This window comes from Bosea vaviloviae, assembly GCF_001741865.1.
In the GTDB taxonomy this organism is placed as follows: domain Bacteria; phylum Pseudomonadota; class Alphaproteobacteria; order Rhizobiales; family Beijerinckiaceae; genus Allobosea; species Allobosea vaviloviae.
On record NZ_CP017147.1, the window covers coordinates 3,294,566 to 3,320,582 of the forward strand.

The 26,017-nt window shown below is 64.7% G+C and carries 25 protein-coding genes; 11 read left to right on the plus strand and 14 right to left on the minus strand.

Annotated elements, in window-relative coordinates; genetic code table 11:
• Positions 1–271 precede the first annotated feature (271 nt).
• Complete coding sequence (locus tag BHK69_RS15170; protein WP_199578892.1) at positions 272–1,042, plus strand: Crp/Fnr family transcriptional regulator; 771 nt, start codon at positions 272–274, stop codon at positions 1,040–1,042.
• Here BHK69_RS15170 and BHK69_RS33495 read toward each other — a convergent pair.
• The 4 genes from BHK69_RS33495 to BHK69_RS15180 all read right to left on the minus strand — a co-directional run bounded on the left by BHK69_RS33495 (position 978) and on the right by BHK69_RS15180 (position 3,157).
• Positions 978–1,349, minus strand: coding sequence for a DUF6894 family protein (locus tag BHK69_RS33495; protein ID WP_342029728.1), 372 nt, complete (start codon positions 1,347–1,349; stop codon positions 978–980). The genes BHK69_RS15170 and BHK69_RS33495 overlap by 65 nt on opposite strands.
• A 101-nt stretch (positions 1,350–1,450) precedes the next feature.
• The gene (locus tag BHK69_RS33570) at positions 1,451–1,828 is read right to left on the minus strand and encodes a DUF4167 domain-containing protein (RefSeq protein WP_083269448.1); all 378 of its coding nucleotides are present in this window, start codon (positions 1,826–1,828) and stop codon (positions 1,451–1,453) included.
• A 335-nt stretch (positions 1,829–2,163) separates the two neighbouring features.
• The gene (locus BHK69_RS15175; RefSeq protein ID WP_158516219.1) at positions 2,164–2,769 is read right to left on the minus strand and encodes a CinA family protein; all 606 of its coding nucleotides are present in this window, start codon (positions 2,767–2,769) and stop codon (positions 2,164–2,166) included.
• Entirely contained in the window at positions 2,741–3,157 is a 417-nt protein-coding gene (locus BHK69_RS15180) for a DUF6766 family protein (protein ID WP_069690830.1), read from the minus strand. Before BHK69_RS15180 ends, BHK69_RS15175 begins: the two co-directional genes overlap by 29 nt.
• Before the next feature lie 187 nt (positions 3,158–3,344).
• Here BHK69_RS15180 and BHK69_RS15185 point away from each other — a divergent pair, with 187 nt between their 5' ends.
• From BHK69_RS15185 to BHK69_RS15205, 5 genes are all read left to right on the plus strand, one after another.
• Positions 3,345–3,701 (plus strand): hypothetical protein, encoded by a 357-nt coding sequence (locus tag BHK69_RS15185; protein ID WP_069690831.1) that lies wholly within the window; start codon positions 3,345–3,347, stop codon positions 3,699–3,701.
• A gap of 280 nt (positions 3,702–3,981) precedes the next feature.
• Entirely contained in the window at positions 3,982–4,632 is a 651-nt protein-coding gene (locus tag BHK69_RS15190) for a glutathione S-transferase family protein (protein WP_069690832.1), read from the plus strand.
• 269 nt (positions 4,633–4,901) lie between these two features.
• Positions 4,902–9,077, plus strand: coding sequence for an autotransporter domain-containing protein (locus BHK69_RS15195; RefSeq protein WP_083269451.1), 4,176 nt, complete (start codon positions 4,902–4,904; stop codon positions 9,075–9,077).
• Positions 9,078–9,430: 353 nt separating this feature from the next.
• Positions 9,431–9,685, plus strand: coding sequence for a type II toxin-antitoxin system Phd/YefM family antitoxin (locus tag BHK69_RS15200; protein ID WP_069690833.1), 255 nt, complete (start codon positions 9,431–9,433; stop codon positions 9,683–9,685).
• Positions 9,685–10,089, plus strand: a complete 405-nt coding sequence (locus BHK69_RS15205; RefSeq protein ID WP_069690834.1) for a type II toxin-antitoxin system VapC family toxin — start codon at positions 9,685–9,687, stop codon at positions 10,087–10,089. Before BHK69_RS15200 ends, BHK69_RS15205 begins: the two co-directional genes overlap by 1 nt.
• 255 nt (positions 10,090–10,344) lie before the next feature.
• On the opposite strand, the gene BHK69_RS32630 is transcribed toward BHK69_RS15205, so the two are convergent.
• The 8 genes from BHK69_RS32630 to BHK69_RS15240 form a co-directional block, all read right to left on the minus strand.
• Positions 10,345–10,521, minus strand: a complete 177-nt coding sequence (locus BHK69_RS32630; RefSeq protein WP_158516220.1) for a hypothetical protein — start codon at positions 10,519–10,521, stop codon at positions 10,345–10,347.
• The gene (locus tag BHK69_RS15210; RefSeq protein ID WP_244548206.1) at positions 10,521–10,994 is read right to left on the minus strand and encodes a DUF6691 family protein; all 474 of its coding nucleotides are present in this window, start codon (positions 10,992–10,994) and stop codon (positions 10,521–10,523) included. The genes BHK69_RS32630 and BHK69_RS15210 overlap by 1 nt, the downstream gene beginning before the upstream one ends.
• Positions 10,991–11,401, minus strand: coding sequence for a YeeE/YedE family protein (locus BHK69_RS15215; protein WP_069690835.1), 411 nt, complete (start codon positions 11,399–11,401; stop codon positions 10,991–10,993). Before BHK69_RS15215 ends, BHK69_RS15210 begins: the two co-directional genes overlap by 4 nt.
• Positions 11,398–11,736 (minus strand): sulfite-sensing transcriptional repressor BigR, encoded by a 339-nt coding sequence (bigR, locus tag BHK69_RS15220; protein ID WP_244548207.1) that lies wholly within the window; start codon positions 11,734–11,736, stop codon positions 11,398–11,400. Before bigR ends, BHK69_RS15215 begins: the two co-directional genes overlap by 4 nt.
• A gap of 41 nt (positions 11,737–11,777) precedes the next feature.
• On the minus strand, positions 11,778–13,088 hold the full coding sequence (gene blh / locus BHK69_RS15225) for a bifunctional sulfur transferase/dioxygenase Blh (RefSeq protein ID WP_069690836.1): 1,311 nt from the start codon (positions 13,086–13,088) through the stop codon (positions 11,778–11,780).
• A 139-nt stretch (positions 13,089–13,227) separates the two neighbouring features.
• Positions 13,228–14,790 (minus strand): ABC transporter substrate-binding protein, encoded by a 1,563-nt coding sequence (locus BHK69_RS15230; protein WP_069690837.1) that lies wholly within the window; start codon positions 14,788–14,790, stop codon positions 13,228–13,230.
• Between the two features lie 164 nt (positions 14,791–14,954).
• Entirely contained in the window at positions 14,955–15,794 is an 840-nt protein-coding gene (locus BHK69_RS15235; RefSeq protein ID WP_069690838.1) for an alpha/beta hydrolase family protein, read from the minus strand.
• Positions 15,794–17,257, minus strand: coding sequence for an amidase (locus BHK69_RS15240; RefSeq protein ID WP_069693685.1), 1,464 nt, complete (start codon positions 17,255–17,257; stop codon positions 15,794–15,796). The genes BHK69_RS15235 and BHK69_RS15240 overlap by 1 nt, the downstream gene beginning before the upstream one ends.
• Before the next feature lie 82 nt (positions 17,258–17,339).
• Between BHK69_RS15240 and BHK69_RS15245 the strand changes: the two genes are divergently transcribed.
• Entirely contained in the window at positions 17,340–18,269 is a 930-nt protein-coding gene (locus tag BHK69_RS15245) for a GntR family transcriptional regulator (RefSeq protein WP_069690839.1), read from the plus strand.
• Between the two features lie 337 nt (positions 18,270–18,606).
• Here BHK69_RS15245 and BHK69_RS15250 read toward each other — a convergent pair whose 3' ends face one another.
• Positions 18,607–19,023, minus strand: a complete 417-nt coding sequence (locus tag BHK69_RS15250; protein ID WP_069690840.1) for a DUF1236 domain-containing protein — start codon at positions 19,021–19,023, stop codon at positions 18,607–18,609.
• Positions 19,024–19,208: 185 nt separating this feature from the next.
• Positions 19,209–20,192, minus strand: coding sequence for a L,D-transpeptidase family protein (locus tag BHK69_RS15255; RefSeq protein ID WP_069690841.1), 984 nt, complete (start codon positions 20,190–20,192; stop codon positions 19,209–19,211).
• A gap of 481 nt (positions 20,193–20,673) precedes the next feature.
• On the opposite strand from BHK69_RS15255, the gene BHK69_RS15265 reads away from it, so the two are divergent.
• The 4 genes from BHK69_RS15265 to BHK69_RS15280 all read left to right on the plus strand — a co-directional run bounded on the left by BHK69_RS15265 (position 20,674) and on the right by BHK69_RS15280 (position 25,827).
• Positions 20,674–22,650 carry an AI-2E family transporter gene (locus BHK69_RS15265; protein WP_069693686.1) on the plus strand — a complete coding sequence of 659 codons (1,977 nt, stop codon included), beginning with the start codon at positions 20,674–20,676 and terminating at the stop codon, positions 22,648–22,650.
• 394 nt (positions 22,651–23,044) lie between these two features.
• Entirely contained in the window at positions 23,045–23,929 is an 885-nt protein-coding gene (locus BHK69_RS15270) for a sensor histidine kinase (RefSeq protein ID WP_148663436.1), read from the plus strand.
• A gap of 337 nt (positions 23,930–24,266) precedes the next feature.
• Positions 24,267–24,497 (plus strand): hypothetical protein, encoded by a 231-nt coding sequence (locus BHK69_RS15275; RefSeq protein ID WP_148663437.1) that lies wholly within the window; start codon positions 24,267–24,269, stop codon positions 24,495–24,497.
• A gap of 193 nt (positions 24,498–24,690) precedes the next feature.
• Positions 24,691–25,827, plus strand: a complete 1,137-nt coding sequence (locus BHK69_RS15280) for an MlaD family protein (protein WP_069690845.1) — start codon at positions 24,691–24,693, stop codon at positions 25,825–25,827.
• The last annotated feature ends 190 nt before the right edge of the window (positions 25,828–26,017 follow it).

The window sequence follows — 26,017 nt, forward strand, 5'->3', positions numbered from 1 at the left end:
GCCGCCTTGGGACTTGCCGCCCTGGTTTTCTGGGGCAGTCACGCGATCGCCCATCGGCGTGCGTTTTCCGCGCCGAGGTCGCGGCGAACACAGCGCTCGACCGGCGACGCTGCGGGGGCAGCATGAGAGCGGCCGTTCGAAAACAAGAGCAGACATATCATTTGATCACTTTATGAAGCGATCATCTGTTAGAGTGACGCTATCGCTGGAGGGCTATTCGGGCTCCAGTGGCTGAGAGATTTCAAGCGCTCCCGCCCCCTCGAACGGCGCGGTGAGCGAATTGTCCGATTCTCATCAAGTGCTGCAGCTGTTGCTGCGCAAACTCGAATTGCGTGCTCCGCTGGAGGACGCCGACCGTGTGGCGTTCCTGGGGCTGCCTTCGCGTGTTCAGAAAGTCGAACCGAGCGTCTATCTGGTCCGGGAGGGGGATCGGCCCGACCATTCCTGCGTGATCCTGCAAGGGTTTGCCCTTCGGCATAAAACCACCGAAACTGGGGAACGGCAGATCCTCAGCTTCCATCTCGATGGCGATTTCGTCGATCTCGAAGGCGCGCTGCTGAATGTTGCAGACCACAATGTCCAGACGCTGACACGCTGTGACATCGCCTTCATCCCCCGCAGCGCCGTCCGCGAACTCATCCTAGCTCGCCCCACCATCGGGATGGCGATGTGGGTCGACACCTTGATCGATGCATCCGTATTCCGGGAATGGATCTTGAATGTCGGGAAACGCGACGGGTTCGCCCGGGTCGCGCATCTGCTGTGCGAGATCGGGCGCCGGCTCGAGGTTGCCGGCCTCGCCAATTCGCGAGGCTTCGATCTGCCGATGACTCAAGAGCAGCTTGCGGATGCGACCGGGATGTCCGTGGTCCATGTCAGTCGCGTGCTCAAGCGGCTAGCCGGCAAGCAGCTGATCAAGCGCGAAAAACGGTCCGTGCAAATTCCCGATTGGGAGCGGCTGCGCAAAGCCGCCGGCTTCAGCGAGTTGTATCTTCACCTCGATCAGGTGGCGCGGGGGAGCAAGGCGGATCGCAGTCTTTGAAGTCGCTGCCTTGGAAATCGCCGTCTTTGAAATCGCAGTCCTTGAAATCGTCGGACACGGGATCGGTCGCGTCGCTTGCCCACGCCCCCGTGAGCGTGAGGGTCGCGCTGTAGACGAGATCGCCCTTGTCGTTTCTCACCCGCACCACGAAGCGCCGGCGGTCACCATCGGGAATTGAATCGCTGGCCATGTCGGGCAGCGCGGCCAAGGCAATCCGTCGGGCTGCCTGGGGATCGGGTGCCTCGAAACCTTCGCTGTCGACGAAGGCGAATTCGCCATCGGCTGTGTCGACGAAATAGCGTGGCATGTCGTTTCAACGCTCGTCGTGTTGATACTCGTTGTTTCAAGACGCGGCGGATGTCTTTGTTCCCGTGAAGAGCATCAACCATCGGGCCGGCGACTGCATTATCAAATGTCTGGCTGGGGTCGCGCCATCCCGGCCTGCACCCGCAAATGGTGCTCGGCATGCTGATAATAGCCTTCGGCCTTGATCCGATCGCCGATGAGCGCCTCTCTGCGCGCCAGTGCCAGGTAGCGCTCGTAAGTGCGCCTTGCGCTTTGAAGACTTGCACTTTGGCGATTTGCGGTTTGAAGGGCCGCCGATTGCGCGCGTTCGGTCCGCGCAGCAGGTCGGAGAGGGAGAGCGGCCAGCGATGATTGTCGAGTGCGGTGCATTCTCATGAGGTCCTCATCCCAGGATTTCCGCCACGATCCTGCGCAGCTCCGCGCGAGTGAGACCGCAGGGCTCAGGCTTCCAGTTCGAATCGGATTGTCGCGGCGCGGCATTTGCCGCCGTCGTCAGGTCGGGGCGTGAAGACCCGGTTGCGGCTTTGGTTTCGGAAATGTCTTGCCGCATGGAAATGGCTTGTTGCGTCGAAGTGTCTTGTTGCGTGTAAGTGTCTTGCATAGGGATCCATTGGCCACGGGGCTGAGCCCCGCAGCGGTTTTTGCTTTAAGGAAATCGGGGCCGCATCCGGGCAATGGTCAAACATTCCAGCGAATGCTTGGAACGCGGGTGCTTGGGAATGCGGCTGCTTGGCTCGGCGCTTGATCAGCGCATTCGGAGCCGGCCGAACGAAGCATCGTCGACCGCGCTGATATAGCGGCACAATGTGGCGAATTCAGGTGCGTCGAGGCGATGGCGACGTTCCGGTCTTTGGACGGCCGAGCAGTTCGAGCGCCGAAAGCAGCGCCATCTGCAATGCGGCGTGGGTCAAGACATCGGGACTAAGGCTGCCGAACTCGCAGTGCCGGTGGATGCGAGAGCCGTCGGGCAGGCCGGCCGTGACATGCAGGCGCCCCAGAGGATTGCCGTTCTCGTCGGGTTCGCTTCCGGTGACGCCCGTCAACGCAATCGCGAGGTCGGCCCCGCTTCGCTCCAACGCATTGGCGACCATCGCGCGGGCGACGGCTTCGGACACTGTCGTGAAATCCGCTATGATTTGGCGCTGGACGCCGAGAAGCCGCATCTTCGCCTGTTTGCTGTAGACGACGAAGCCACCCTCCAGAACCTTGGCGGCGCCCGGAACCTCCGAAATCAGATGCGCCAGCTTCCCGGCGGTGCAGGATTCGGCTGTGACCAGGACCTTCCGCGCCACGATCATCCGCGACACCAACAGTTCAGCCAGGCTCGGCGCGGGCGGTACCTCCGGACCCGGTAAACCGACGACGGTCTCGTCCGCGGCAGCCGAGCGCGCCTCAGGACCTGGATTGGCGTTCGCGCACATGATGATGGTCCCTCTGCTGACGGGCATAGTCGCTGTCGATTTCGTCGATAAGGCGATCGGCATCGGAGCGGTCTACGGCTCGCAGGATCGCATCGACCTTGGCTTCAAGCCGATCGTCGCCCTCCTTCGACTGAGGAGAGCCGACATGAAGCAGCAGGGCCAGGCCGCCGACTTGCCAGATCAGCTGCAGAAACTCGGACTGCCAGTTTTCGAGGGTATCGCGCATCATCTCGACGACGTAGCCGGAAACGACGATCGGCTGCTGGTGAGACTGCTGCTCCTGAACATAGGCAAACCAGCCGAACAGCCAATGGCCGGCCAGGCTGATCAGGAAAAACCCGCCGGTGACCCAGGCGAAACCGTATCGTGACCACATCGTTGGCTGCATCTGCCTGCCTTCGCAAATGGGGCGCTCATCTCAACCTGCGACGGCCGCTCATGGTTCCGCATTCGGCGCTGTTCGCGAAGGCTCGTCCGCGTCGGCTTTCGACTTTGGAACCGTGCGTGTCGGTGGCCGTTGCTCCTGCAAATGGCCAAAAATGGTCAGGGAAAAACGGCTGGGACAGGAGCCGGACATGACAGCATACGAACAGATCGGGACCGGACGGGAACTCGCTTTGGTGATGGCCGCCCGATTTCCTCACGAGGACTGGATCGCCGACCTGGCGAACCAGGCGGGCAAGAGCCGCGATTTCATCGAGTGGCATCTCCAGGAGGATCTGGAGCCGCCGACCGAGATCCTGGCGGCGGCAGGCGCGCTGCTGAACGCGCGCGATCGTCATGCAAGTGATCGTCATGCAAGTGATCGTCATGCAGGTGATCATCATGACGACGAGGTCGGACAAACGCCGGCGGGCATCCCGCTTCTGAGCGGGGACGACCTGCCTTTTTCCGGCTTGCCCGGAAATTTGGGGAAGCTGCGCAAAAGCTGACGCGGCGCGCTGGCGTGGCGATAGCTGGTGGGGGAGAGCTGGGGAGAGCGGAGAGCCCCGTTGAGGCTCGCTCAGCCCTCATCCCGCAAACCTCGTCCCGAGAGCCTGGCATCATGAAGCCAATGATTTCAATGGCTCTGTCTTGACCACCTCCGCGCCGTCATCCTGGGCGAAGCGAAGCTTCGGCCCGGGATCCATCGCGGTCTCTGGGGCGCTCGCCCGACGCCTTGTTGTCAACGACGGCTCTTCGGGGCAGCGTGCGGGGATCGGGAGCCTGGCCATGACCGTCACCATCACCGCCTTTGAACGATCCCCCGATCGCGGCAGGGGGCTGGCGCGGGACATGCGCGTGCGCTGGGCGCTTGAGGAAGTTGGCCAGGCCTACGATGTCCGGCTGCTGTCGTTCGGCGCGATGAAGCAGCCTGCGCATCTTGCGCTGCATCCTTTCGGGCAGATCCCGACCTATGAGGAGGGCGATCTCGCTCTGTTCGAGTCGGGCGCGATCGTGTTCCACATCGCCGAACGGCATGCGGGCCTGCTGCCCGACGATGCGAATGCCCGGGCGCGCGCGATCGCCTGGATGTTTGCCGCGCTCAACACGCTGGAGCCGCCGATCTTCGAGCGTGCGCTTGCCACGATCTTCGAGCGCGACGAGCCCTGGTACGCGCAGCGCCTGCGGGCGCTCGAGGACAGCATCGGGAAACGGCTGGGCGCGCTGTCCAGCCGCCTTGGCGATGCCGAATGGCTCGATGGCGCCTTCAGCGCCGGCGACCTGCTGATGGTGACGGTGCTGCGCCGGCTGCAGGGATCGGGCCTGCTGGAGGATTATCCAAACCTCTCCGCCTATGTCGCTCGGGCCGAAGCGCGGCCGGCCTATCAACGTGCCTTCGATGCGCAGCTGGCGGTATTCACCGCTGCATCGACCGGCTGATAGAGATCCGCCGAGCTTGATGAGCAGTTCTGGCGCGCGCCAATCGCAAACGCCCGCGACGGCTCGACTCCGGCCCTGGCGCGGCTTGCAGGCCGCAGCTCCGCGTCCCGCCGGCGCGGCGCAACTCCGTCGCCTGTCGCTCCACTGTGATCTATTTGCTGCTTTGTAAACTTTCTGTTCGGTTTGTTGCTGGTGCAGCCTTGAGGGGCGGGCTCGAATCCCTGCAATATTGCAACCAGGAGTATTCCGTTTCCCCTGGAGAGCCTTTCATGAAAGCGGGTCTGGGCCGGCGCGCCGGGTATACCGCGCGGGCGAGGCTTCTCGCGGGCGCGTCCTGCGTCGCCATCGCCTGCTGGCTGCCGGCGCAGGCCATGGCCGCGAGCTATCTGGTCAGCACCGATGCCGAGCTGCGCGCCGCCATTACCGCCGCCAATGGCGACGGCGACCCGAGCTCGACGATCACGCTGACGAGCAGCTTCGCCGTGTCGGTCGGCGCGCTTCCGACAGCCAGCAAGCCCATCACCATCGATACGGGGAGCTTCACCCTCTCGGGCGCCGACACCGGCGGCGCCGGCGGCACGACCTTCATCTTCGGCCTGGGCGGCGAGACGACTTTGCGCGGCACCGTTGTCGGCGACGATTCCGGCCCGGCTCTCAATGCCTCCGGCGGCTCGGGCCTGCTCGTCAGCGACCAGGCTTCCGTCGTCAACAGAGGCTCGATCACCGGCGGCACCGGCGGCGGGCTTGGAGGGGCCGGAGGCATCGGCGCCGAACTCTCCAATCTCGCGACACTGGTCAACTACGGAACCGTCACCGGCGGCGTCGGGGCGCTTGCCGGCCAGAACGGGGGAACCGGCGCCCAGGTCTTAGCCGGCAGCTCGCTGGTCAATAACGGGACGATCCAGGGCGGCGCCAGCCTGGCTGGGGCCGGCGGCATTGGCGTCTTTATCGGTTCGCTTGGCTTCACCGCGAGCTTGACCAACAACGGCGTGATCCGTGGCGGTTCCGGCGCCACGGGCGGCATCGGTGTCCTGGTGCGCACCGGAACCGGCACGCTCATCAATACCGGCACGATCGAGGGCGGAAACGGCGCGCTCGCGATCACCACGAATCTGGTGGCGACAAACCTCGCTATCGTCAACAGCGGCACGATCCGGGCCGGCACCGGCCAGACCGATGCGATTGGGCTGGGCGCGGGCTCGACGGGCTTCATCGACCTGGAGCTCCAGGCTGGCTCGCTGATCCAGGGCAACGTGGTCGCGAACTCGACCGGGCTTCTCGACACCTTGCGCCTCGGCGGCACGGCGAATGCCAGCTTCGACGTCTCGACCATCGGTCCCATCGCGCAATACCGCAACTTCGACGCCTTTATAAAGACGGGCACCAGCACCTGGACCCTGACCGGGACGGCCACCACCGCGATGCCCTTGTCGGTCCAGCAAGGTACGCTGCTGGTCAGCGGTTCGACGCTCGGCCCCATGGGCGTGCTTACCGGCGCGACGCTCGGCGGCAGCGGCACCATCGGCGGCGCCGTCACGATCGACAGTGGTGGCACGCTGGCGCCGGGCGCCGCCGGGGCGGCGCCCGGCATATTGACGATCAACGGCAACCTGACCCTGAACAGCGGCGCGTTGCTCGCTTATAAGCTCGGCCAGGCCGGCGTTGCCGGCGGTGCGCTCAACGACCTGACCAATGTCAACGGCAACCTCAGCCTCGACGGAACCCTGAACGTCACGGCCTCCGGGGGCGGTTCGTTCGATCCGGGTATCTACCGCATCTTCAACTATACCGGCACGCTCAGCGGCGGCCTCGCGGTCGGCAGCATGCCGACGCCCGATTTCTCCGTGCAGACCGCGGTTCCGGGCCAGGTCAACCTGGTCAACACGGCCGGCCTGACGCTCAGCTTCTGGGACGGCCCGGGCACGCCGGGCGACGGCGTCATCAGCGGCAGCAGCGGGACCTGGCAGGCCTCGGGCGACAGCAACTGGACCAATCGGCAGGGCCTGTCGAACGCGGCCTTCGCCGCAGGCTCCTTCGCCGTCTTCCAGGGCACCACCGGCCCCTCCGTCATCACGGTCGACACGACGCTGGGGCCGGTCACCAGCTCGGGCATGCAGTTCGCCAGCGGCGGCTACACCATCCAGGGCGGCGACATCACCCTGACCGGCGCGCAGGCGGTGATCCGCGTCGGCGACGGCACCAAGAATGGCGAGCTCACCCAGGCCACGATCGCTTCCAACCTCATCGGCAGTGCCCAGCTGATGAAGTCCGATCTTGGTATTCTCAACCTCACCGGGACGAACAGCTATACCGGCGGCACGGTGGTCTCGGCTGGCATCCTGGTGCTCGGCGATGGCGCCACCAGCGGCTCGATCATCGGCGATGTCGTCAACAACGCCAGATTGTCGTTCTTCCGCTCGGACGCCGTCACCTTCGGCGGCGCGATCTCGGGCCGCGGCCTGGTGGAGAAGCTGGGCACCGGGTCGCTCACCCTGACTGGCGTCAACAGCTACACGGGTGGCACCGCGATCGCCGCCGGCACGCTGATCGGCCAGGCCACGAGCTTCGGCAGCGGCCGGATCTCCAACCTTGGCGCGCTGATCATCGACCAGCCGACCGACGCGACCTTCGCCAACATAATGACCGGCAACGGCTCCTTCATCAAGCGCGGCGCCGGCAACCTCAACGTCACCGGCCTCAGCATCTTCGGCGGCCCGACCACGGTCGAGGCGGGCAAGCTCTCGGTCAACGGCACGCTTCTGCTTGCGACGGTCACCGTGCTCTCGGGGGCTACGCTCGGCGGCTCCGGCGCGGTCGGCGCCGCCACGATCCAGTCCGGCGCGACGATCGCGCCCGGTAACTCGATCGGCACCTTGACCGTCACCGGCAACCTCGTGCTGGCGGCGGGCTCGACCTATGAGGTCGAGGTCGCCGGCAACGGCACCTCCGACCGGATCGCGGTCTCAGGCAGCGCCACGGTGACCGGCAGCCAGGTCGGCGTCACCGCGCTCGACCCGCAGACGAGCTATATCAGCGGCCAGCGCTACACCATCATCACCGCGACCGGCGGGATCGTCGGCGCGGTTGCAGGCGCGGTCTCGCGCTCGGCCTTCCTCGATCTCACCATTGATCCGCAGCCCAACCGGGTCGACCTCGTCATCCAGGTCAAGGGCGCGCCGTCCGTGACGCCTCCCGATCCCGCCGGCCCTCCCGTCACGCCGCCGGGCACCACTCCCGTGACGCCGCCCGCCAGCCCGCCGCCGGCGATTTTCGAGACCGTGGCGCAGACGCGCAACCAGTTCGCGACCGCAGGCGGGCTCGACACGCTGCCGCAGGTCGGCAGGACATTGGCGCTCTACAACAGCCTCTTGATGCTCGACGCTGTTTCCGCCCGCGCCGCCTTCGACGCGCTCTCGGGCGAGATCCATGCCTCGGCCAAGAGCGCGCTGGTCGATGAGAGCTGGCTCCTGCGCAACGCCGCCAATGACCGGTTGCGCGCCGCCTTCGGCACGGTCGGGGCCCAGCCAATGGCGACGCTGAATTACGGCTTCACCGCCGACCTCGCCCTGAGCGTGAAGGGGCCGATGCCGACGCTGAACGCCGACCGCTTCGCGGTCTGGGGCCAGGGCTATGGCGCGTGGGGCCGCAGCGACAGTGACGGCAACGCCGCCAAGCTGACGCGCTCGACCGGCGGCTTCCTGCTCGGCGCCGATGCCGCCCTGTTCGACACGCTGCGCCTGGGCGTGATCGCCGGCTATAGCCGCAGCAGCTTCGACGTGAATGCAAGGCGCTCCTCGGGCGAGAGCGACAATTATCATCTCGGCCTCTACGCCGGCGGCCAATGGGGCGCTCTCGGCCTGCGCACCGGTGCGAGCTACACCTGGCACGAGATCGCGACCCGCCGCACCGTCGCCTTCTCCGGCTTCGGCGACAGCCTCAGGAGCGACTATACCGCCGGCACGGCGCAGCTCTTCGGCGAACTCGGCTACCGCATCGACCTTGGGCGGGTCGCATTCGAGCCCTTCGCGGGGCTGGCCTATGTCAATCTGCATACGGACGGCTTTACCGAGACCGGCGGCGCGGCGGCGCTGAGCGCGCGCGGCGACGACACCAGCCTCGGCTATTCCACGCTGGGCCTGCGCGCCTCGACCAGCCTCAACCTGCAGGGCATCCTGGCCTCGCGGGGCGTGGATCTGACCCTGCGCGGCGGGCTCGCCTGGCGCCACGCCTTCGGCGAGGTCAACCCGAATGCGACGCTCGCCTTCTCCGGCGCGAGCGCCTTCACCGTCGCCGGCGTCCCGATCGCCCGGGACGCCGCCATCGTCGAAGCCGGGCTCGACCTCGCCATCGGCAAGAGCGCCACGCTCGGCCTGTCCTATACCGGCCAGCTCGCCCAGGACACGCAGGACCACGCCTTCAAGGGCGTGCTGGCGGTGAGGTTCTGAGGGCGCGGGCTCAGACTCGGGCAAGCAGGGCTGAGAACCTCCGGGGGAGGGCGACCCGGCCCCGGCGCGGCTATACGCGCCGCAGCTCCGTTTGCGGGCGATGGGCCAATCTCTGGCCCGCCTTCCATCGCCGGACAGCTCGCAATCCGGCAAGTTTCCTGTCGTTTTCCTGCTGATTGAGCGGGCCCCGTTTGCACGCGATCGCCGGAGTGGGCCATCGTGACGCTGACGAACCGGCGACACTGAAGAACCGGGGGGACATTGACCTATCAGAACGCGCTCTTATATAGCTAGACAGTCTAGCTAGAAATGCTTGCTAGCCAGAAATACTTGCTAGCCAGGAGTGCTTGAACATGGAATGGCCGCTCCAGGACGCCAAGAACCAGTTCTCCAAGGTGGTGCGGAAAGCCCGGCTCGAAGGCCCGCAGATCGTCACCTTGCGCGGCGAACGAGCCGCTGTGGTGCTCTCGGCCACCGACTACGATGCGCTGCGCGCCGGGCGGCCGACCCTGGTTGACGATCTGCTCTCCGGCCCGGCCTGGGACGACGCATTCGCCGAGGCGGTGACGCGGCGCGCCAAGACTCCGAGCCGCGACGCGGCGTTCTGATGTATCTCGTCGACACCAACATCATCTCGGAGGCTAGGCGCGGCTCGCCGCCGGCACTGACCTGGCTGCGCTCGGTCGCTCCCGGCAGTGTCCACCTCAGCACGCTCACGCTCGGCGAGATCATGCTCGGCATCGCTTTGAAGCAAAGGTCGGATCCGAAGGCGGCCGGCCATCTTGCCGAGTGGCTACGCCGGATCCGTCATGATCATGCCGATCGCATCCTGCCGGTGACGGACCAGATCTCGGTCGAATGGGGCCGCATCGCCGCGATCCGGCCGCGCGGCGACGTCGATGGGTTGATCGCGGCCACGGCGATCGTGCATGATCTCATCCTCGTGACCCGCAATGTCGTGGATTTCGACGATACGGGCGTGTCCGTGATCAATCCTTGGGACCTTGCTTGACGCCGCCGGCGCCTGGTCTCCCAATCCGCGAGCCCGCCTCCAGGACGCTCCGATTTGGCGTGACGCCGACTTGGGCGTGACGCCGACTTGGACGAGGGGCCGACTTGGGCGAGGAGGCCGCGGTAGCGCCTTCGCGCCCGCGCCGCGAGGCCCTGAAAGCACGGGCTTCAGAGCTGACCGCCGGGCCAGGGCGGGCGAAGTCGCGCGGCAACCAAATTGCACATGGCCCTTGCGGGCATGTCCGACCAGATTGGCCTAGGCGTTGACCGAAACGGCGAGGGCACCGGTCCCGATCGCGATGTGAGGCTGGGCGATGCCGACGGCATAGAGCAAAAGCGGCGTCGCCCGGATCGACCCGCTGCCGCCGACACGGCCAAGCCTGAACCCGACCAGGCTGCCCGAACCGATCGCAATCAGGATCTGCGCCGTCATCACCGGCTCCCGCCGGGCTGCCGCGCTGCAAGGCGGTCATGGAGCGTCATTCCCGCGAGCATGGCCGCGACGAAGAGCATGACCGGGGCGAGCCCGAGCGAGAGCGCGGCCAGCGCCGGGCCGGGGCACAGGCCCGCCAGGCCCCAGCCGAGCCCGAAGATCGCCGAGCCCAGGATCAGGCGTTTGTCGATCGGCGTCGTCGCGGGCAGGTGGAATGCGGAAGCGAAGGCGGGCCGCTGCAGATGGCGGCGCAGAACCATGGCCGCGAAGGCGACAGCGACGGCTCCGCCCAGGACGAAGGCGAGGCTGGGATCCCAATCGCCGGCGACATCGAGGAAGCCGCGCACGCGAGCGGGATCGAGCATGCCCGACAGCGACAGGCCGAGCCCGAACACGGCGCCGGCAAGCAGCGCGACGAGAACTTGCAGCGCGACGAGGATTTGCGCGGACGAAATCCGAGCCGGGCGCATCATGGCGCAACCAGCCTCATCAGGGTGACGGTTGCGACGCCGGTCGCGAGGAAGGTGGCGACCGCGGCGAGCGAGCGCGGCGACAGCCTTGCAAGCCCGACCACGCCATGCCCGCTGGTGCAGCCCGAGCCCATCCGGCTGCCGAAGCCGACCAGCAGCCCGGCGATCGTGATGACCGGCAGGGAGGCCGTGATCGTCACGGAGGGCCACGCACCCGACCCGAGCCGATAGAGCGGCGGGCCGATCATGAGCCCGATGACGAAGGCGGCGTTGGGGAGCATCTGCGTGCCTTGCGCCAGCCGGCCGAGAATGCCGCTGATGCCGGCGACGCGGCCGTTCAGCAGCAGCAGCATGCTGGCGGAAAGGCCGATCAGCATGCCGCCGATGAGAGACGGCCAGTAGGCGGTCATGGCACGGGCTCCTGGGCGCAGAAGATGGCATGAAGCGCGGCGACAAGGCTCGCCGCCTTCTGTTCGGTCAACCGGTAGAAGATCTGCCGGGCCTCGCGCCGGGTCTCGACGATGCCGGCTTCGCGCAGCACCGTAAGCTGCTGCGAGAGCGTCGGCTGGTGGATGTCCAGCATCTCTTCGAGCCGGCCGACGGAATACTCGCCCTCAACCAGCGTGCAGACGATCATCAGCCGGTTGGGATGGGCGAGCGTCTTGAGCAGGAAGGCGACCTCCGTCGCGCGGCTCGCCAGCTCCGCCCGATTGATCGGAGCCTGTGTCATGGGAGCCTGTGTCATGGGCGCCTGCGTCATCGATGCCTGATTCATCGATGCCTGCGTCATGGCGCCGCCTCGTCCCGGGCCGCTCCGGCCAAGGCATTGAGCGGGATCTTGAGATAGCGCCGGCCGTTCGCCTCCGGCTCGGGCAAGCGGCCGCCGCGAATGTTCACCTGCAGCGCATGCAGGATGAGCTTGGGCATGGGCAGCGTTTTGTCGCGGGCCTGACGCAGGGCGACGAACGAGGCCTCGTCCTGCCCAGTGACATGCGGGTTCGTCAGCTTCTGCAGGCCGACCGTGCTTTCCCAGCGTGGCGCGCGGCCATGGGGCTGATAATCATGCCCGGTGAACAGTCTCGTCCCGTTGGGCAGCGCGAGAATGGCCTGGATCGAGGCCCAGAGCGCGCTGGCGCTGCCACCGGGGAAATCGGCCCGCGCGGTGCCGGAATCGGGCATGAACAGCGTGTCGTGGACGAAGGCGGCATCGCCGACGACATAGCTGATCGAGGCCAGCGTGTGCCCGGGCGAAAACAGCACGGAGGCCTCCAGCGAGCCGAGACTGAACCGCTCGCCATCGGCAAAGAGCCGGTCCCATTGCGAGCCGTCGGTGGCGAGGTCCGGGAGGTTGTAGAGACCCTTCCAGAGTCTCTGCACGGCGACGACCTGCGCGCCGATCGCGGTCTGCGCAGCGGTCTTGCCCTTGAGATACTGCGCGGCGGAGAAGTGATCGGCATGGGGGTGGGTGTCGAGGATCCATTCCACGCGCAGGCCCTGCTCATGGATGAAGGCGAGGATGAGGTCGGCCTGAGCAGTGGTGGTCGCGCCGGATTTCTCGTCATAGTCGAGAACGGGATCGATGATGGCGCAGGCCTTCGTCGCAGGATCGGTGACGACGTACTGGATGCTGCCGGTCATGGGCTCGTAGAAGCCCGTGACCTGTGGCGCCCGGGCCGCGCGACGGTCGAGCCAGGCCTTGGCACCGGAGAGGTCGAAGCCGAGCTTCTGGCCGAAACCGATCACCGCATCGGTCGACATGCGACCGTCGAGGACTTCGCCCAGCACATGAAGCGTCAGCGCGCGGGTGCCGCTCTTGCAATGGGCGAATACTGGCCCCGATGCCTGCGCGAGCGCCGCACGGAAGGCTGTCACATCGGCCTCGGTGATGGTCGGGCCGGTCACCGGGATGAAGCTGTAGGCCAGCCCGGCCTCGCCGGCCGCCTTCTTCTCGGCAGCCGAGCCCGGCTGCCCCGCCTCCTCGCCATCGGGCCGATCGTTGATGACGGCCTTGAAGCCTTGCGCGGCAAGGGCCGCGAAGTCAGCCATTGCGGGCTGGCCGGCGACCGAAAGCGCTTCCGAAATTTTGACGGGGTGCATGACCGGCCTCCAAGACGGGGCTGATATTCAAGGCTGGTTGATATTCAATATATATTTTCATATAATATATATTGAAAAGGTGCAAGCCTCGGGACCGTCTGTGGCCGGCTCCGTCGAATTCCGCCCGATGTCCCGGCCATCAGCGCTTGCGGACGCCCCAGGTAATCGGGCGGTTGGCCGGCCAGGAGACGTAGCCCTCGACGCGCGGATGCACCGCCTCGATGATCGGCGAGAAGTAGAGCCCGACGATCGGTACATCGGCCTGGACCTTGGCGTGGAGCGCAGCGAAGAGCTTGCCTCGCACAGCCGGGTCGTCGGTCGTATCGAGCTGCCCGAGCAGGGCGACCGCGTCGGGATCGCCATATTGCGCGGTCTTGAACCGGGTCTTGTCGCCGACGAAGGCGGCATACATCAGGGCCGGATCGAAGCGGCCGGAATAGCCGAAGGACTGCATCTGGAAACGGCCGTTGAGATAGTTCGACAGTTGCGTCGCCCAGTCGATGACCTCGAGCTTCACGGCAAAGCCGGCGCCCGCCAGCATCTGCTCGATCATCACCGAATTCTGATACATGCTCTGATACTGCTTGTTGGTCTGGAGGCGCAGCGGTTCGCCCTTGTAGCCGGCCTCCTTCAGCAGCGCCCTGGCGCGCGCCGGGTCATAGGCCGGCCAGGCCGCGAAGCCTGCATTGTAGAAGGCGGTCGAGCTGCTCACCGCCGAGGCGTTGGCCGGGGCCATGCCGAGCGTCTGGGCTTCGGCGATCTGCTTCAGGTCGATGGCATGCGCGATCGCCTGCCGGATCTTGACGTTCGACAGCAGCGGATCGTCGGTCTGCAGCAAAAGCGCCGACCAGCCGAGCCCCGGCGTGCTGAGGACGCGCATGCCGCGCTGCTTCATCGTCTCGATCTGGTCGGGTTCGATGTCGTGCAGGATATCAACGGCGCCAGTCAGCAGCGCCGCTTCACGCGCGCTCGGATCGGGAATCACCTGGAACAGGACCTGCTCGACCAGCATGTCGCGGGCGCCGGAAAAGCCGTTGGCGGGTGCGGCACTGCCGCGATACTCGGCGAATTTGTCGAGCAGGACATATTCGGCGCGCCGCCATTCCCGCAGCTTGAGCGGGCCGGAGCCGATCGGTCTGGACCATTTGCCCTCAGTGTCGACGCTGTCGGGATGCATCGCCAGCACATGGCATTGGATGTTGGCGAGCTGCTTCAGGAAGATCGCGCTCGCCCGGTCGAGCTTGAACACGACGGTCTGCGGATCCGGGGTTTCGACCGCCACGACCTTGGCGCCGGACTGGCCGTTGAAGACAGGCCGGCAGGTCCAGGCAGAGGACTGGTTGAGGCGATCCCAGGACCATTTCATCTCGGCCGAGGTCACCGGCTTGCCATTGTGGAAGGTCGCCGGGCGCAGCTTGAAGGTATAGCTCCGGCCCTCATCGGAGAGCGTCCAACTTTCGGCCAGCGCCGGCCCGACATCAAGGTCGGTCTTATAGGCGACGAGCCCCTCAAAGAGCTGGTGGATCACCGTGTCGGTGTTGGTGTCGCGGTTGACGCCCGGCTCCAGGCTGCGGATATCGGCGTTGAGCGCCACGGCGAGCCGGCTGGTCGTCGGGGCCGATTGGGCGAAGGCCGATCCGGTGGCCAATGCGGCGACAAGGGCCAATCCGACGACAAGAACTTGGCAGGTACTGCGTCGCATGGCCGGTCTCCTTCAAGAGTTTAAGCGAAAGCGTTTTCGAGCGAAGTGGTCACCGGTTCCCCCGCGACAAACGCGAAGCGTTTGCGCGGAGAAAACGCGGCAAAACAAAGCTCTGGAGCTGTTGACTGATCCGTTTGGATCGGAAACGGCTCCACGAATACGCATCATGGCTCCGGCATCGCCTCGGCAAGGAAATCGGTGACCGCCGGCAGCAGCCCGGCATGGCGATGGGCAACGCCCTGCACGATGTCGTGGCGCACGGCGATGCCGTGGTTTTCGAAGCTCGCTTTGAGGGCGCGCATGCGCTCGGGCCGGTTCATGCCGGCGATCTCGCCATCGGGGCGCCATAGGGGTGAGCCTTTGGCCAGCGTGATCTCCCAGGTCTCGGTATCGTCGCCGCCGATGACCATCTGGACCGCGACCCGGCGCATCGCCTCAAGATCGATCGGCCGGCCCATCACGGCCTCGAAATCGCGCACGCCGACCCAGAAATCATGCTCGAAATCGAGCAGCGTCACGATGCCCGGCGCGCCGACCGACACCGCCGAGAGGCGCTTGGGGTGCAGATAGAGGAAGCGGTGCGCGAAATGCCCGCCGCCGGAAAAGCCGAAGAGCGCGAAACGATCGCCGGCGATCCGGTAGCGCGCCTGCACCTCTTCGACCATGGCGAGCAGGATCGCGTCGTAGCGCACCGCTGAGGGCGTCATCAGCTTGTAGGAGGAGAGCTCGCCCGGGCTGGTGATGCCTGCAGGAAACAGCGGCGCCAGCACGATGCAGCGGTTCCGTTCGGCGAAGGGGATGAAATCGTCGCGATAGGCGACCATGTCGCGCATCGTGCCGTGGACCGAGACCAGGAGCCGGTAGCGCTCCGTGCCGGCCTCGTCGTAATCCTCCGGCACATAGGCGCACCAGCTGAAGCGCGGATCGGCCTGGCAGGCGTGGATCGTGGTGCGGCCGAAATCATAGGCCGAGAGCTTGACGCCGTGGCGCCTGACGAAGGCCATCAGAACGTTCCTGTCGGGTTTGGATCGCGCGGCGTCGCCCGGGGCAGATGCGCCTCGATGATGGCGCCGACGCGGAAGCAGAGATCCTCGCGGAAGCGCCCGGCGACGATCTGGACGCCGGCCGGGATCCCGCCTTGCGCAGCGGTCGGCACCGCAAGACCGGGCAGGCCGAGCACCGAAATCGCCATGAGCGGGCTCTGCGCCGCCAGCACGCGGGTGGTCTCAGCGACATCCCTGAGGTCGAAGCCGACAGGGAAGGGCGGTGCATAGGAGCACGGCATCACCACGACCGGATAGTCTTCGAAGAAGAGCTGCCAGTTGCGCAAGGCGAGCGCGCGCTCACCGAGCGCAGCCAGCGTGTCGGCCGCGCTGTAGCGGGGAAAGGCTTCGTCCCAGAGCGCAAGCGCGCGACGGATGCCCTCATCGCCGTTCTGTTCGATCAGCGGCTGCAGGTTCGCCATCACATCGGCCGTGGCGAGCTTGCCCCAGAGCTCACCGATGCCGGCCAGGTCCGGCGGCTCGATCTCCTCGACGATGACGCCGGCGGCCGCGAGCGCGCGGCCGGCGCTGAGCACTGCTTCGGTCACGCTCGGATCGACCACGGCACCTTTCGGCCGGGCCACCAAGGCGACGCGCAGGGGGCCGCGCATGGACCCAAACGGCGCCGGCACGACACAGCGCGGATCACGCGGGCTCGGCTGCGCCATTGCCTCGAAAGCGATTTCGCAATCGCGCACGCTGCGCGTCAGTGGGCCCTGGACTGCCATGAGCTGCGAGGAGATCGCGGCCAGCCCTTTGGCGGTCGCGTTGCTCGACGGCACCCGGCCATAGCTCGGCCGCAGGCCGACGAGCCCGCAGCAATAGGCGGGATAGCGCACCGATCCGGCGATGTCGTTGCCATGTGCGATCGGCCCGATGCCCGCGGCCACCGCAGCGGCTGCGCCGCCGCTCGATCCACCGGGCGTGATGCCGGCATGCCATGGGTTGAGCGTCGCGCCATGCAGCGCGTTCTCGGTGTGCCAGCGCATCGAATAGCAGGGCGTATTGGTGCGCCCGATGATCACGGCGCCCGCAGCGCGGAGATTGGCGACGACCGGGTTGTCGCTCTCGGCGACGAGATCGCGATAAGCCTCGACGCCGCCATCGGTCGGATGGCCCTTCTGGTCGATATTGCATTTGACCGTGACGGGAATGCCGTGGAGCGGCGCGAGCGCCTCGCCGCGCCCCCTCATCGCATCGGCGGCGTCGGCGTCAGCGAGCGCCTCGGCATCGAAGCGGCGGATCACGGCGTTGAGCGTGCCGTTGACCGCATCCATGCGGGCAAGGCAGGAGACGACCGCCTCGCGGCTCGACACCAGGCCGAGAGCGATCAATCGCGCAAGTTCGTGAGCCTCGAGCCGCCACAGGGCGTCCGCATCGATCCGGTCGGCAGGCGATACCGCTGGGGTCTGGGGCGGCGGCATCATGGGCTCCGGTTGCAGGTGCTCCTGGGGAGGCCAGGTAACGGCTTCCTATGGAGGTCGAGAATATGTATTTTGTCAAACCATGAGACATAAAAAAAACGCACCGACCGCGCCGACTTCCGAGCATCCGAGCAAGCTGCAGCGCGACCTGCTGCCGCGTATTCTCGAGATGATCCGGCAAGACGAGCTGCTTCCGGGCCAGCGCCTGCCGGAAGCTGCCTTCGCGCGGCGCCTCCAGGTCTCGCGCACGCCGGTGCGTGCCGCGCTGCGCCATCTCGCGGAGCGTGGCGTCATCGCCGCCTTGCCCAATGGCGGCCATGCCCTGTCGCGGCCGGCCAGCGAGATCGCCGAGAGCGACTACGCCGCGGCCTCAGCCGATCTCGACGCCTATTGCGTCGCTATCGCCAGGGATCGTGTCGCTGGCACGCTGCCGTCGCAGGCTTCCGAAGCCGACATGATGCGGCGCTATGACATCGGTCGGCCGCTGCTGCTGCGCGTTCTGAACAAGCTGGCCGGAGTCGGGCTGGTCGAGCGCCGGCCGGGCCATGGCTGGCATTTTTCACCGCTGAACGACGATGCCGCGATCATTGAAAGCTATGCCTTCCGCCGCATCATCGAGCCGGCGGCCCTGCTCGAAGCGGGCTTTGCGCCCGATCCGGCCTGGCTCGCGGAGATGCGCCGGCGCCATGAGGCGATGCTGGCGCGGCCCTGGAGCGAGACCGCGAGCATCGCGCTGTTCGAGATGAATTGCGAATTCCATGAAGGGCTGATCGCCGCCTGCGGCAACCGCTATCTGCTGCTTGCCCTGCAGCAGCAGAGCCGGTTGCGGCGTTATGCGAATTATTCCTGGCGCTACGGGCCCGAGCGCGTCGCGGTCTCCTGCCGCGAGCATCTCGAGATCATCGCCCGGCTTGAGGCCGGGGAGCGCGAGATCGCGGCTGTCCTGCTGCGTCGCCATCTCGACCGCGCCCGCGAGGTCAGCCTCTCCCCGCGCGCCGCCAGCCCATATTAGCAGGCCGTAATATGCATTTCATGATGTCATAACGCTATGTGCGTCATGTTTCTTCATTGCCGCTCGGGCTCTCATCCAGGACCGATCGACATTCATGATTTCGTGCGGGGGCGTTACATCCGCGAGGACTTCTTCGTTTCCCGATCCTTCCGCAATCTCGACGATTTGAACGCGCTACTCCGCGATTGTCTCGACACGGTCGCCAACCGGGGCCGCCACCTTGGCTCGAGGCCAGCTGGGTCGAGGCTTGCTTGATCGCCCGGCGACACGGTAATTGCCGCCGGGCGATCGACGCGAGATCAGTCGAACCAAATATTGCGACCGATCGTCTGGAGGGTCAATCGATGACCTGGACGACGCGACGCGTGCGTGGATCGACTAGGACGGTGCGATTGTTGACGACCGTGTAGCGATACTGGGTCGCGCCGTATTCGGCCGGCACCTCGTAGTAGGTGACGCCGTCGTTCGGCAGTTCGACGCCGACCGACAGGGGCTGCGCGTAGGTATAGGATGGCCGCTTCTGGGTCACGACATATTGCTGGAAGCGCGGTGTGTTGTCGCCGATGATCGCGCCGACGACAGCTCCACCAACGCCCCCGACAACCGCGCCGACCGGGCCGCCGACGATGGCGCCACCGACAGCGCCGGTGGCTGCGCCGGCAGCAACGCCGCCCTGAGCGCCCTGGGGATTCTGGGCGAAGGCTGTGGCGGGAATGAATGCGAGCGCGCTGATAATGGCCAGTTTCGTGAGCATGGATTTACCCTCCAATGGCTCGGCGTGGAGGCAATCCCCACGATCAAGGCATTGCAAAATAAACATCCACCCAATCGCAATGTTCCATGAGACGGATTAAAATTACAATTGAATCAATGGCTTATATGAATATTTATTCAGGATTGCAGTTTGGGGAACAAGGCATGATCGGGGAACCCACAAGATCAGTCGATGAAACGCACGAACACGCCTGGCTTCACGAGGTCAGCCAGTTCCTCGGCATCCCAGTTGGTGAGCCTGACGCACCCGTGCGATGTCGTTTTGCTAACCTGCGACGGTTCGGGAGTTCCGTGTATTCCAAAGGTTGGCTTCGACAGCGCGATCCAGACGGTGCCGACCGGGCCATTAGGGCCTGGCGGGAGGACGAGGGTTTCGGTGTTTTTGCCCTGCTGAAAGTTCTTTTCGGGGTTGTAGGTGTAGTTCGGGTTCCTTGCGATCCTTTCGATGGTATGTTCGCCCGAGGGCGAAGGCGTGTTTTGGCTACCGATCGTTGCGGGGTAACTCGCCAGAACTTGATCGCCCGCGCCGTAGACCAAAACCATCCCCGAGCTTTTGACCGCGTCAATGCGTAGGGCGCTGCCCTTCTCGAGCGAGCGTTTGGCTGATGCCACCAGGATCACTGGGCCTGCCTCGGAGAACGCTTCTCCGGGGTTGAGCGCATTGAGGAGTTTCTCACTCATATGAAAGCGCTCGCCGAGCATCTCCCCAGGGCTGGTGTAGGACAGGCGCTTCATCTTGGCCTGTTTGGCGTAATCACGCGGGATCTCGTCGGTGAAATCGTAAGCGGCGTCCTTTTCGGAAAGCTTGTATTCGGCGACCACATCGGTCGCGGTCTCGCCGCCCAGTGTCAGCCATGTCAGCGCGTCGATCTCCCCGCCTTCGCCGAGTTTTTCCTGCCGACGGAACTGCGCCACTGCCTTGCGAAAATTTTCGCCATCGCCGCCGTCGATTACGCCAGGCGATATGCTGCGTCGGCTGAGAAGAACCTGCGCTTTGACGATGAATGGATCAGGCCCGGCTTGGGGCTCCAGGCGCCGATCCGTGAAAAGCGCGCCGTTGATTTGGTCGGCCGTGAGAGCGCCGCTCGACGGGGCTCCGAAACCGAGCGCCGTTACCACAATCGCAATGCGCAGACTGGCGCTGTTCATTGATCTGATACCTTCACGACGCGCCCGTTTGATAGGTCGCGATCATCGCGCGAACGGTGATGGTAGGACCACCCGCACTTTGCGCGCAGCGAGGGCGGTGGTCGACGTTACCGTCAAGCTCGGCGCGATGGCCGGGCGATCGGCCGATGGCGAGGGCACCACGGCGAGGACAGGCTGGTCGATCAAAAGCACTGAGACCCGCATTGCCTGATCGATGGGCCGATTGGCCTGAGAAGCTGCGGCAGCCGAAAAGCCGACGATCGAAACGACGGCCAAGATAACAGTTTGAATTTTCATGATTTTAACCCATTCACCAACTTGCGAGGAGAACCGCGAAGAGGCGTAAAAGTTCCGGCGTCGGCAGCCGGCCGGTCTGGCTGACTGCCCTCGGAAAATTCGCGCGGGAACATCGATGATCACCTGCCGTTCAGCAGGAGAGGCGCAGGCGACTGTGCCTAGCTGTGCAATGGGGGGCCTACCGATGACGCTTCCGGCCAAGCTTGATCCGACCCAGGAACTAAAGCCGCTCGGGCCTCATGGCACCGGGTTAGGGACCTTCGGCGTGATCGCGTTGATTGTCACCGCGCTTTACGTCGGTCGCGACGTCTTCGTCCCAGTCGCCCTGGCGATCCTGTTCAGCTTCGTGTTGGCTCCGTTGGTCAAAGTCCTGCGGCGCCTGAAAATTCCGCGCTCGCTCGCCGTCATAACCATCGTCGTCGTCGCGTTTGCAGGGGTCAGTGCGCTGGCAATGATGATGGCGACGCAGGCGACGCAATTGGCCTCCGATCTCCCGCGGTACCAGTACACGATCCGCGAAAAAATATCGTCGCTGCGCGGTTCGGGCCCCGGCGGCGGCGTCCTGTCACGGGCCGCCGACGTCCTTCAGGAACTCGGGAAGGAGCTTGATAAGGCGCCCGAACAGCCGGTCCCCGAGGCTTTTGGAGCGCCAAAGGCTCCTCCTGAACAGCGCCCCATTCCCGTCGAGGTCCATCAGCCCAATCCTGGCGCGCTTCAGACGCTTCGGGCGTTTCTGGTCCCGTTGATTCACCCTTTGGCGACGACGGGCATCGTGGTGATTTTTGTCATCTTCATCTTGCTTCAGCGCGAGGATCTCCGGAATCGATTCATTCGGCTGACCGGCGCCTATGATCTGCAAAAGACCACGGCTGCACTCGATGATGCGGCGTCGCGCTTGAGCCGGCTTTTTTTGACCCAGCTTGCCGTGAACGCTGGTTTCGGGCTCGTCATTGGTCTTGGTCTCTGGGCGATCGGCGTGCCGAGCCCCGCGCTATGGGGCATCCTGACGGCGATCTTGAGATTTATTCCCTATATCGGCGCGATCTTCTCCGCCGCCTTTCCTCTGACGATCGCGGCGGCCGTCGATCCAGGCTGGACGATGCTGCTCTGGACCGCAGCCTTGTTTCTGATCGCCGAGCCGGTCGCGGGGCATGTGATCGAGCCGCTAATTTATGGACAGTCGACAGGAATGTCCCCCGTTGCAATCGTCGTCGCCGCGACGTTCTGGACATGGCTGTGGGGACCGATCGGCCTCGTTCTCGCGACGCCTCTAACGGTCTGCCTGGTTGTACTTGGTCGGCACGTCGAGCGGCTCGAGTTCCTCGACGTCCTTCTTGGCGACCGTCCAGCCCTGTCGGCGTCAGAAATCTTCTATCAGCGTATCCTGGCTGGCGATCCCGCCGAGGCAGCCGACAAGGCCGAACAGGTTTTGAAGGAGCGATCGCTGTCGGCCTACTATGAGACCGTTGCGGTGGAGGGATTGCGACTGGCCTCCGCGGATGCCCTCCGCGGCGTCCTTGACGATGCCCGAATGGCAGGCATCCTCGAAGCCGTTCGCGAGGTCGTCGACGATCTTGCCGATCACGACGACATGAAGCCACAAAACGGAAAAACCCCGACGGACGCCGAGACCGAAGCAACCATCACCGAGACAAACGAGATGCAGGGCACGGCGGACCTGCAGGTTCTGGCTCCCGAAGACCTGGCCGAAACCTACAGGATGCCGCAGCCGGTGCTGTTTATAGCAGGGCAAAACCAGCTCGACGAAGCCATCGCAGTGATGCTGGCACAAGTCATCGAGAAGCATGGGGTCTCAACGCGTATCGAACCTTCCACTAGCTTGTCGACGCGCAATATTTTCACGCTCAGCACCGATGGTGTGGCGCTTGTCTGCCTTTGTTATCTCAACGGCAATAGTATTGCGAACATGCGATATGCGGTAAAGCGCCTTCGGCGGAAGATGCCGGCCGCGACGATCATGATCGTGGCGCTAACGCTTGCGCCGAACGAGACTGGCGACCAGCTCATGGATGCGGCAAAGCCCGATCGCGTCGCCGTCACCTTCCGCGAGGCGGTTCGATATTGTCTGGAGGACGCGACGGCTGGTTCTGCCGCGCCTGTACGGACGCTTCACGTCCTCGAATCTGCAGGCCAAACCTGACCCGGTCATCTGAGGTTCATTCCTGGCCGGATTACCTGACTCTGCTGTCGGTTATGACGGTCCGCTTTCGAGATCCATATCTCACGCTTGATGGCAGTCTTTGAGATGCGGCAGGATGAGAAACGAGATTTGCCGTATACCCGGCACATTGTGCGGCCGACCTGGATGTAGTTTCTGCATGCCTCACTCGCCTTAAGGAGCCGTGGTCAATGCCTTGCGACACGCCCAAGGCATAGAGAGCCTCGATACCGTATAGAGTTCAGTGCACCCGCAACCTTTCCAATCGAGGCTCACTGTGCCGTTTAGCCACTGGACATCAGATAGCCTGCGCCGAGCCATCCAGGCTGCGGGCGTCGCTCTGTGGTCATGGAACGTCGCGGAAGACACGTTCGTCATGGACGAACAGGGCTTCGGGATGTGGTGCGTGGAGCAGACAGATGACCTGAAGTTCGAGGACTTGTCGGCGCGCATCCACCCAGCGGATCGCGACCGTGTCCGTGCTGCTTTCACTGCGACGCGCGGCGTCGAGGGCGCTTACGAAACCGACTTCCGCATCATGGTCGGCGACGACATACGCTGGATTTCCGCACGCGGCCTAGGCAACGATTCCGGCATGCATGAGGGTCATTTGTACGGGATCTTCCTGGACGTGACCGGCCGCAAGCAGGCCGAGGAGGGCCATGAGCTTCTCGCCGGCGAGATGAGCCATCGGGTCAAGAATCTGTTGGCGATCGCATCGGGACTGACTCAGATCGCCTCCCGGTCGTCGAGCACGGCCGCCGAGATGGCCAAGGACCTGACGACCCGCCTGACGTCGCTGGGCAGGGCCCACGATCTGGTGCGTCCGCTTCCCGGCCATCAGGGCACCGCAGCCCTGCTCGGCGACCTGCTGTCGATCCTGCTGTCGCCATATGAGGACATGGGCGCATTCAGCGGTCGAATCCGTGTCGCGGTTCCCCGCATGGGCGTCGGCGAGGGCGCGGCGACCACGCTGGCGCTCGTCATCCACGAATTGGCCACCAACTCAGTGAAGTACGGCGCATTGTCGTCCGACGAGGGAACGCTGGACGTATCCGGCTCGCTGGAGGGCGACGACATCAAGATCGTCTGGATGGAGCGGGGCGGCCCCAGCGTCGAGCCGTCGAAGGTCAGCGGTTACGGCAGCAGGCTGGTTGCCCGCAGCGTCAATGGGCAGCTCAACGGAGTGATCGACTACGCATGGGAACCGGAGGGGCTCATCGTGACGCTGACACTCAGGGTCGCGAAGCTGGCCAACTAATCGACTGCGGCCAGCACCTTTAGTCGGTCGTCCTCCGCATATGGCTTCCTGACGAACACGATCTTCTCTGGCATGTCGGCGACCAACGGCGAGACGCGACCCGACGCCAGGATGAGCACGGTGGGCGGCATCGCCTGCGGACATCATGATCAACTGAATAGCGCTGGGAGGCTGTTAGGGTCTTGCGGCCTCCGAATGTCGGGCTTGTCCTGACCGAGAGGAGAGACGATGCGGAGGCGGGGGAGATATTTTTGATCGACGGGACTGTATGATGCATGCGGTTCAACGGAACGAACCGGACGGCTCAGGGTTGAAGCGCTGCCGGGGAGGCGACGTCATGCCGAAAGCGATTTCCACCGATGGTGCCTTGGATGGCGGGGACAATGATGCCAAGCCCGTGCCCACACGATTCCGGCCGCTGCATGGCTTTCTAAAGTTGATCGTCGAGACTGACTCGTCTCGCTCGGTGCTCAGCCGCTTCCGAGCCGGGACGATCCTTCTCGCGCTACTCGCAGCATTTGGAGGCGTTGGGTACTTCCTGCCGGCTTTCCTCTCCCGATATTTTTGATGTCCTCGTTTCGCCAGATCAGCGCCTGCCTTCGTCAGAGGTCGCTGCCCAACAGCGTATACCGAGACCATCTATCTCGGGCGCTTCTAGCGGGTTGGAGATGATCTATGCTGGCACCGCGCAACACCAATTTTCGGCTCCGAGTGAGGGCCTGCCCGCCTGTGGCGTACGCAAAGGGGAAGCTGTCTAGGCCATGGAATCGCGAGCTAGTCAGGCGCTGGTTGGACTGTTCACCCTCGCGGTTCTGGCTGCGCTATTCGGGTTCGTTTATTGGTTCAGTAGCGGCGGCGGCGCCGATAAGACGGAAGTTCGCCTTCTCTTCAACGACAAAGTCTCGGGCCTTGGGCGGGGTACCAACGTGCTTTTCAACGGCCTGCGCGTCGGCGAGGTGACGCAAATCAGCCTCCAGCCTGACGATCCGCGCCAAATCTATGCTGTGATCAAGGTCGCCCAGTCGACACCACTGCGCGCCGATACCCGCGCCCGCATTGAGGCTCAGGGTTTTGCCGGTGTCGTCGCCGTGCAGCTTCTCGGCGGCGACCCCAATTCGCCGGTTTTGATCGCACAAGCGGGTGAGCCCCTTCCGACCATAACCGCCGAACGCTCCGAAGATATCCTCGAGACGGCTCGCACCATCGCCAAGCGCGTCGACGACGCTCTTGGCGGCATCGAGGGGCTAGTCAAGGAAAATGCGGGCTCGATCAGCGAAACGATTAGGAACGCGGAACAATTCGCGACTGCACTCGCCGATAGTTCCGGCGGCGTCGACAAGTTGATGAAGAGCATTGGCGCAGTCGCCGAGTTCACTGCTCCGCTTACGCAGAAGCTAGGCGCGTTCAGCCAGGAGCTAACCGAGACCATCCGCTCGGTGGATCAACAGAATATCAAGTCGGTCGTCGAAAACGTTGAGGAGTTCACCGCGACGCTGGGAGGCGCAAGTAGTGATGTCGGCAAGAGAGTGAAGGATGTCGCCTCAATTGCCGAAAAGCTCAACAGGGCCGCTGATCACGTAGAGGACGTGCTGAAGGGGGCGCAGGCCTTCCTGAACACGGCCGCGGGCCAGGACGGCCGCAATGCCTTCTCCGATATCCGCGATGTCGCGAAGTCGATCCGCGTGCTTGCCGACAACCTCGACAAGCGTACGGCAGAGATTACCGCTGAAATTAGCCGCTTAACGGGTGCTGGTCTGAGGAGTGTTGAAACCTTGACGACCGATGGCCGGCGCGCGCTAACAGGCTTTAGCCGCACCTTACGGGCAGTTGAACGGGACCCACAGCGTCTAATTTTTGGCAGTAAACCCCAGCTCCCTCAATACAATGGAGCCCGGTAGCTCTGACAGCCTGCGCTGCATCAGCCTTTACCGTGATGGGGAGCCGACCGAACTACGGTTACCATCGCCTCAACCGTACCCGCGATTCCTGCGTGCGGGATCGTCTCCTTCCCGCCCGTGCGTCAGAAACAACGAAATGGCCTGCTGCCGGTTTCGTGGACACCGAGATTGGGTGTTTCATGAAGCAGAC

What these genes read in the sequence shown, in the direction of transcription:
- BHK69_RS33495 (WP_342029728.1), bottom strand. Translation starts at nt 1,349, where the DNA reads ATGCCACGCTATTTCGTCGACACAGCCGATGGCGAATTCGCCTTCGTC.
- BHK69_RS33570 (WP_083269448.1), bottom strand. Translation starts at nt 1,828, where the DNA reads ATGCCGCGCCGCGACAATCCGATTCGAACTGGAAGCCTGAGCCCTGCG.
- BHK69_RS15175 (WP_158516219.1), bottom strand. Translation starts at nt 2,769, where the DNA reads ATGTGCGCGAACGCCAATCCAGGTCCTGAGGCGCGCTCGGCTGCCGCG.
- BHK69_RS15180 (WP_069690830.1), bottom strand. Translation starts at nt 3,157, where the DNA reads ATGCAGCCAACGATGTGGTCACGATACGGTTTCGCCTGGGTCACCGGC.
- BHK69_RS15185 (WP_069690831.1), top strand. Translation starts at nt 3,345, where the DNA reads ATGACAGCATACGAACAGATCGGGACCGGACGGGAACTCGCTTTGGTG.
- BHK69_RS15190 (WP_069690832.1), top strand. Translation starts at nt 3,982, where the DNA reads ATGACCGTCACCATCACCGCCTTTGAACGATCCCCCGATCGCGGCAGG.
- BHK69_RS15195 (WP_083269451.1), top strand. Translation starts at nt 4,902, where the DNA reads ATGAAAGCGGGTCTGGGCCGGCGCGCCGGGTATACCGCGCGGGCGAGG.
- BHK69_RS15200 (WP_069690833.1), top strand. Translation starts at nt 9,431, where the DNA reads ATGGAATGGCCGCTCCAGGACGCCAAGAACCAGTTCTCCAAGGTGGTG.
- BHK69_RS15205 (WP_069690834.1), top strand. Translation starts at nt 9,685, where the DNA reads ATGTATCTCGTCGACACCAACATCATCTCGGAGGCTAGGCGCGGCTCG.
- BHK69_RS32630 (WP_158516220.1), bottom strand. Translation starts at nt 10,521, where the DNA reads ATGACGGCGCAGATCCTGATTGCGATCGGTTCGGGCAGCCTGGTCGGG.
- BHK69_RS15210 (WP_244548206.1), bottom strand. Translation starts at nt 10,994, where the DNA reads ATGATGCGCCCGGCTCGGATTTCGTCCGCGCAAATCCTCGTCGCGCTG.
- BHK69_RS15215 (WP_069690835.1), bottom strand. Translation starts at nt 11,401, where the DNA reads ATGACCGCCTACTGGCCGTCTCTCATCGGCGGCATGCTGATCGGCCTT.
- bigR (WP_244548207.1), bottom strand. Translation starts at nt 11,736, where the DNA reads ATGACACAGGCTCCCATGACACAGGCTCCGATCAATCGGGCGGAGCTG.
- blh (WP_069690836.1), bottom strand. Translation starts at nt 13,088, where the DNA reads ATGCACCCCGTCAAAATTTCGGAAGCGCTTTCGGTCGCCGGCCAGCCC.
- BHK69_RS15230 (WP_069690837.1), bottom strand. Translation starts at nt 14,790, where the DNA reads ATGCGACGCAGTACCTGCCAAGTTCTTGTCGTCGGATTGGCCCTTGTC.
- BHK69_RS15235 (WP_069690838.1), bottom strand. Translation starts at nt 15,794, where the DNA reads ATGGCCTTCGTCAGGCGCCACGGCGTCAAGCTCTCGGCCTATGATTTC.
- BHK69_RS15240 (WP_069693685.1), bottom strand. Translation starts at nt 17,257, where the DNA reads ATGCCGCCGCCCCAGACCCCAGCGGTATCGCCTGCCGACCGGATCGAT.
- BHK69_RS15245 (WP_069690839.1), top strand. Translation starts at nt 17,340, where the DNA reads ATGAGACATAAAAAAAACGCACCGACCGCGCCGACTTCCGAGCATCCG.
- BHK69_RS15250 (WP_069690840.1), bottom strand. Translation starts at nt 19,023, where the DNA reads ATGCTCACGAAACTGGCCATTATCAGCGCGCTCGCATTCATTCCCGCC.
- BHK69_RS15255 (WP_069690841.1), bottom strand. Translation starts at nt 20,192, where the DNA reads ATGAACAGCGCCAGTCTGCGCATTGCGATTGTGGTAACGGCGCTCGGT.
- BHK69_RS15265 (WP_069693686.1), top strand. Translation starts at nt 20,674, where the DNA reads ATGACGCTTCCGGCCAAGCTTGATCCGACCCAGGAACTAAAGCCGCTC.
- BHK69_RS15270 (WP_148663436.1), top strand. Translation starts at nt 23,045, where the DNA reads ATGGACGAACAGGGCTTCGGGATGTGGTGCGTGGAGCAGACAGATGAC.
- BHK69_RS15275 (WP_148663437.1), top strand. Translation starts at nt 24,267, where the DNA reads ATGCCGAAAGCGATTTCCACCGATGGTGCCTTGGATGGCGGGGACAAT.
- BHK69_RS15280 (WP_069690845.1), top strand. Translation starts at nt 24,691, where the DNA reads ATGGAATCGCGAGCTAGTCAGGCGCTGGTTGGACTGTTCACCCTCGCG.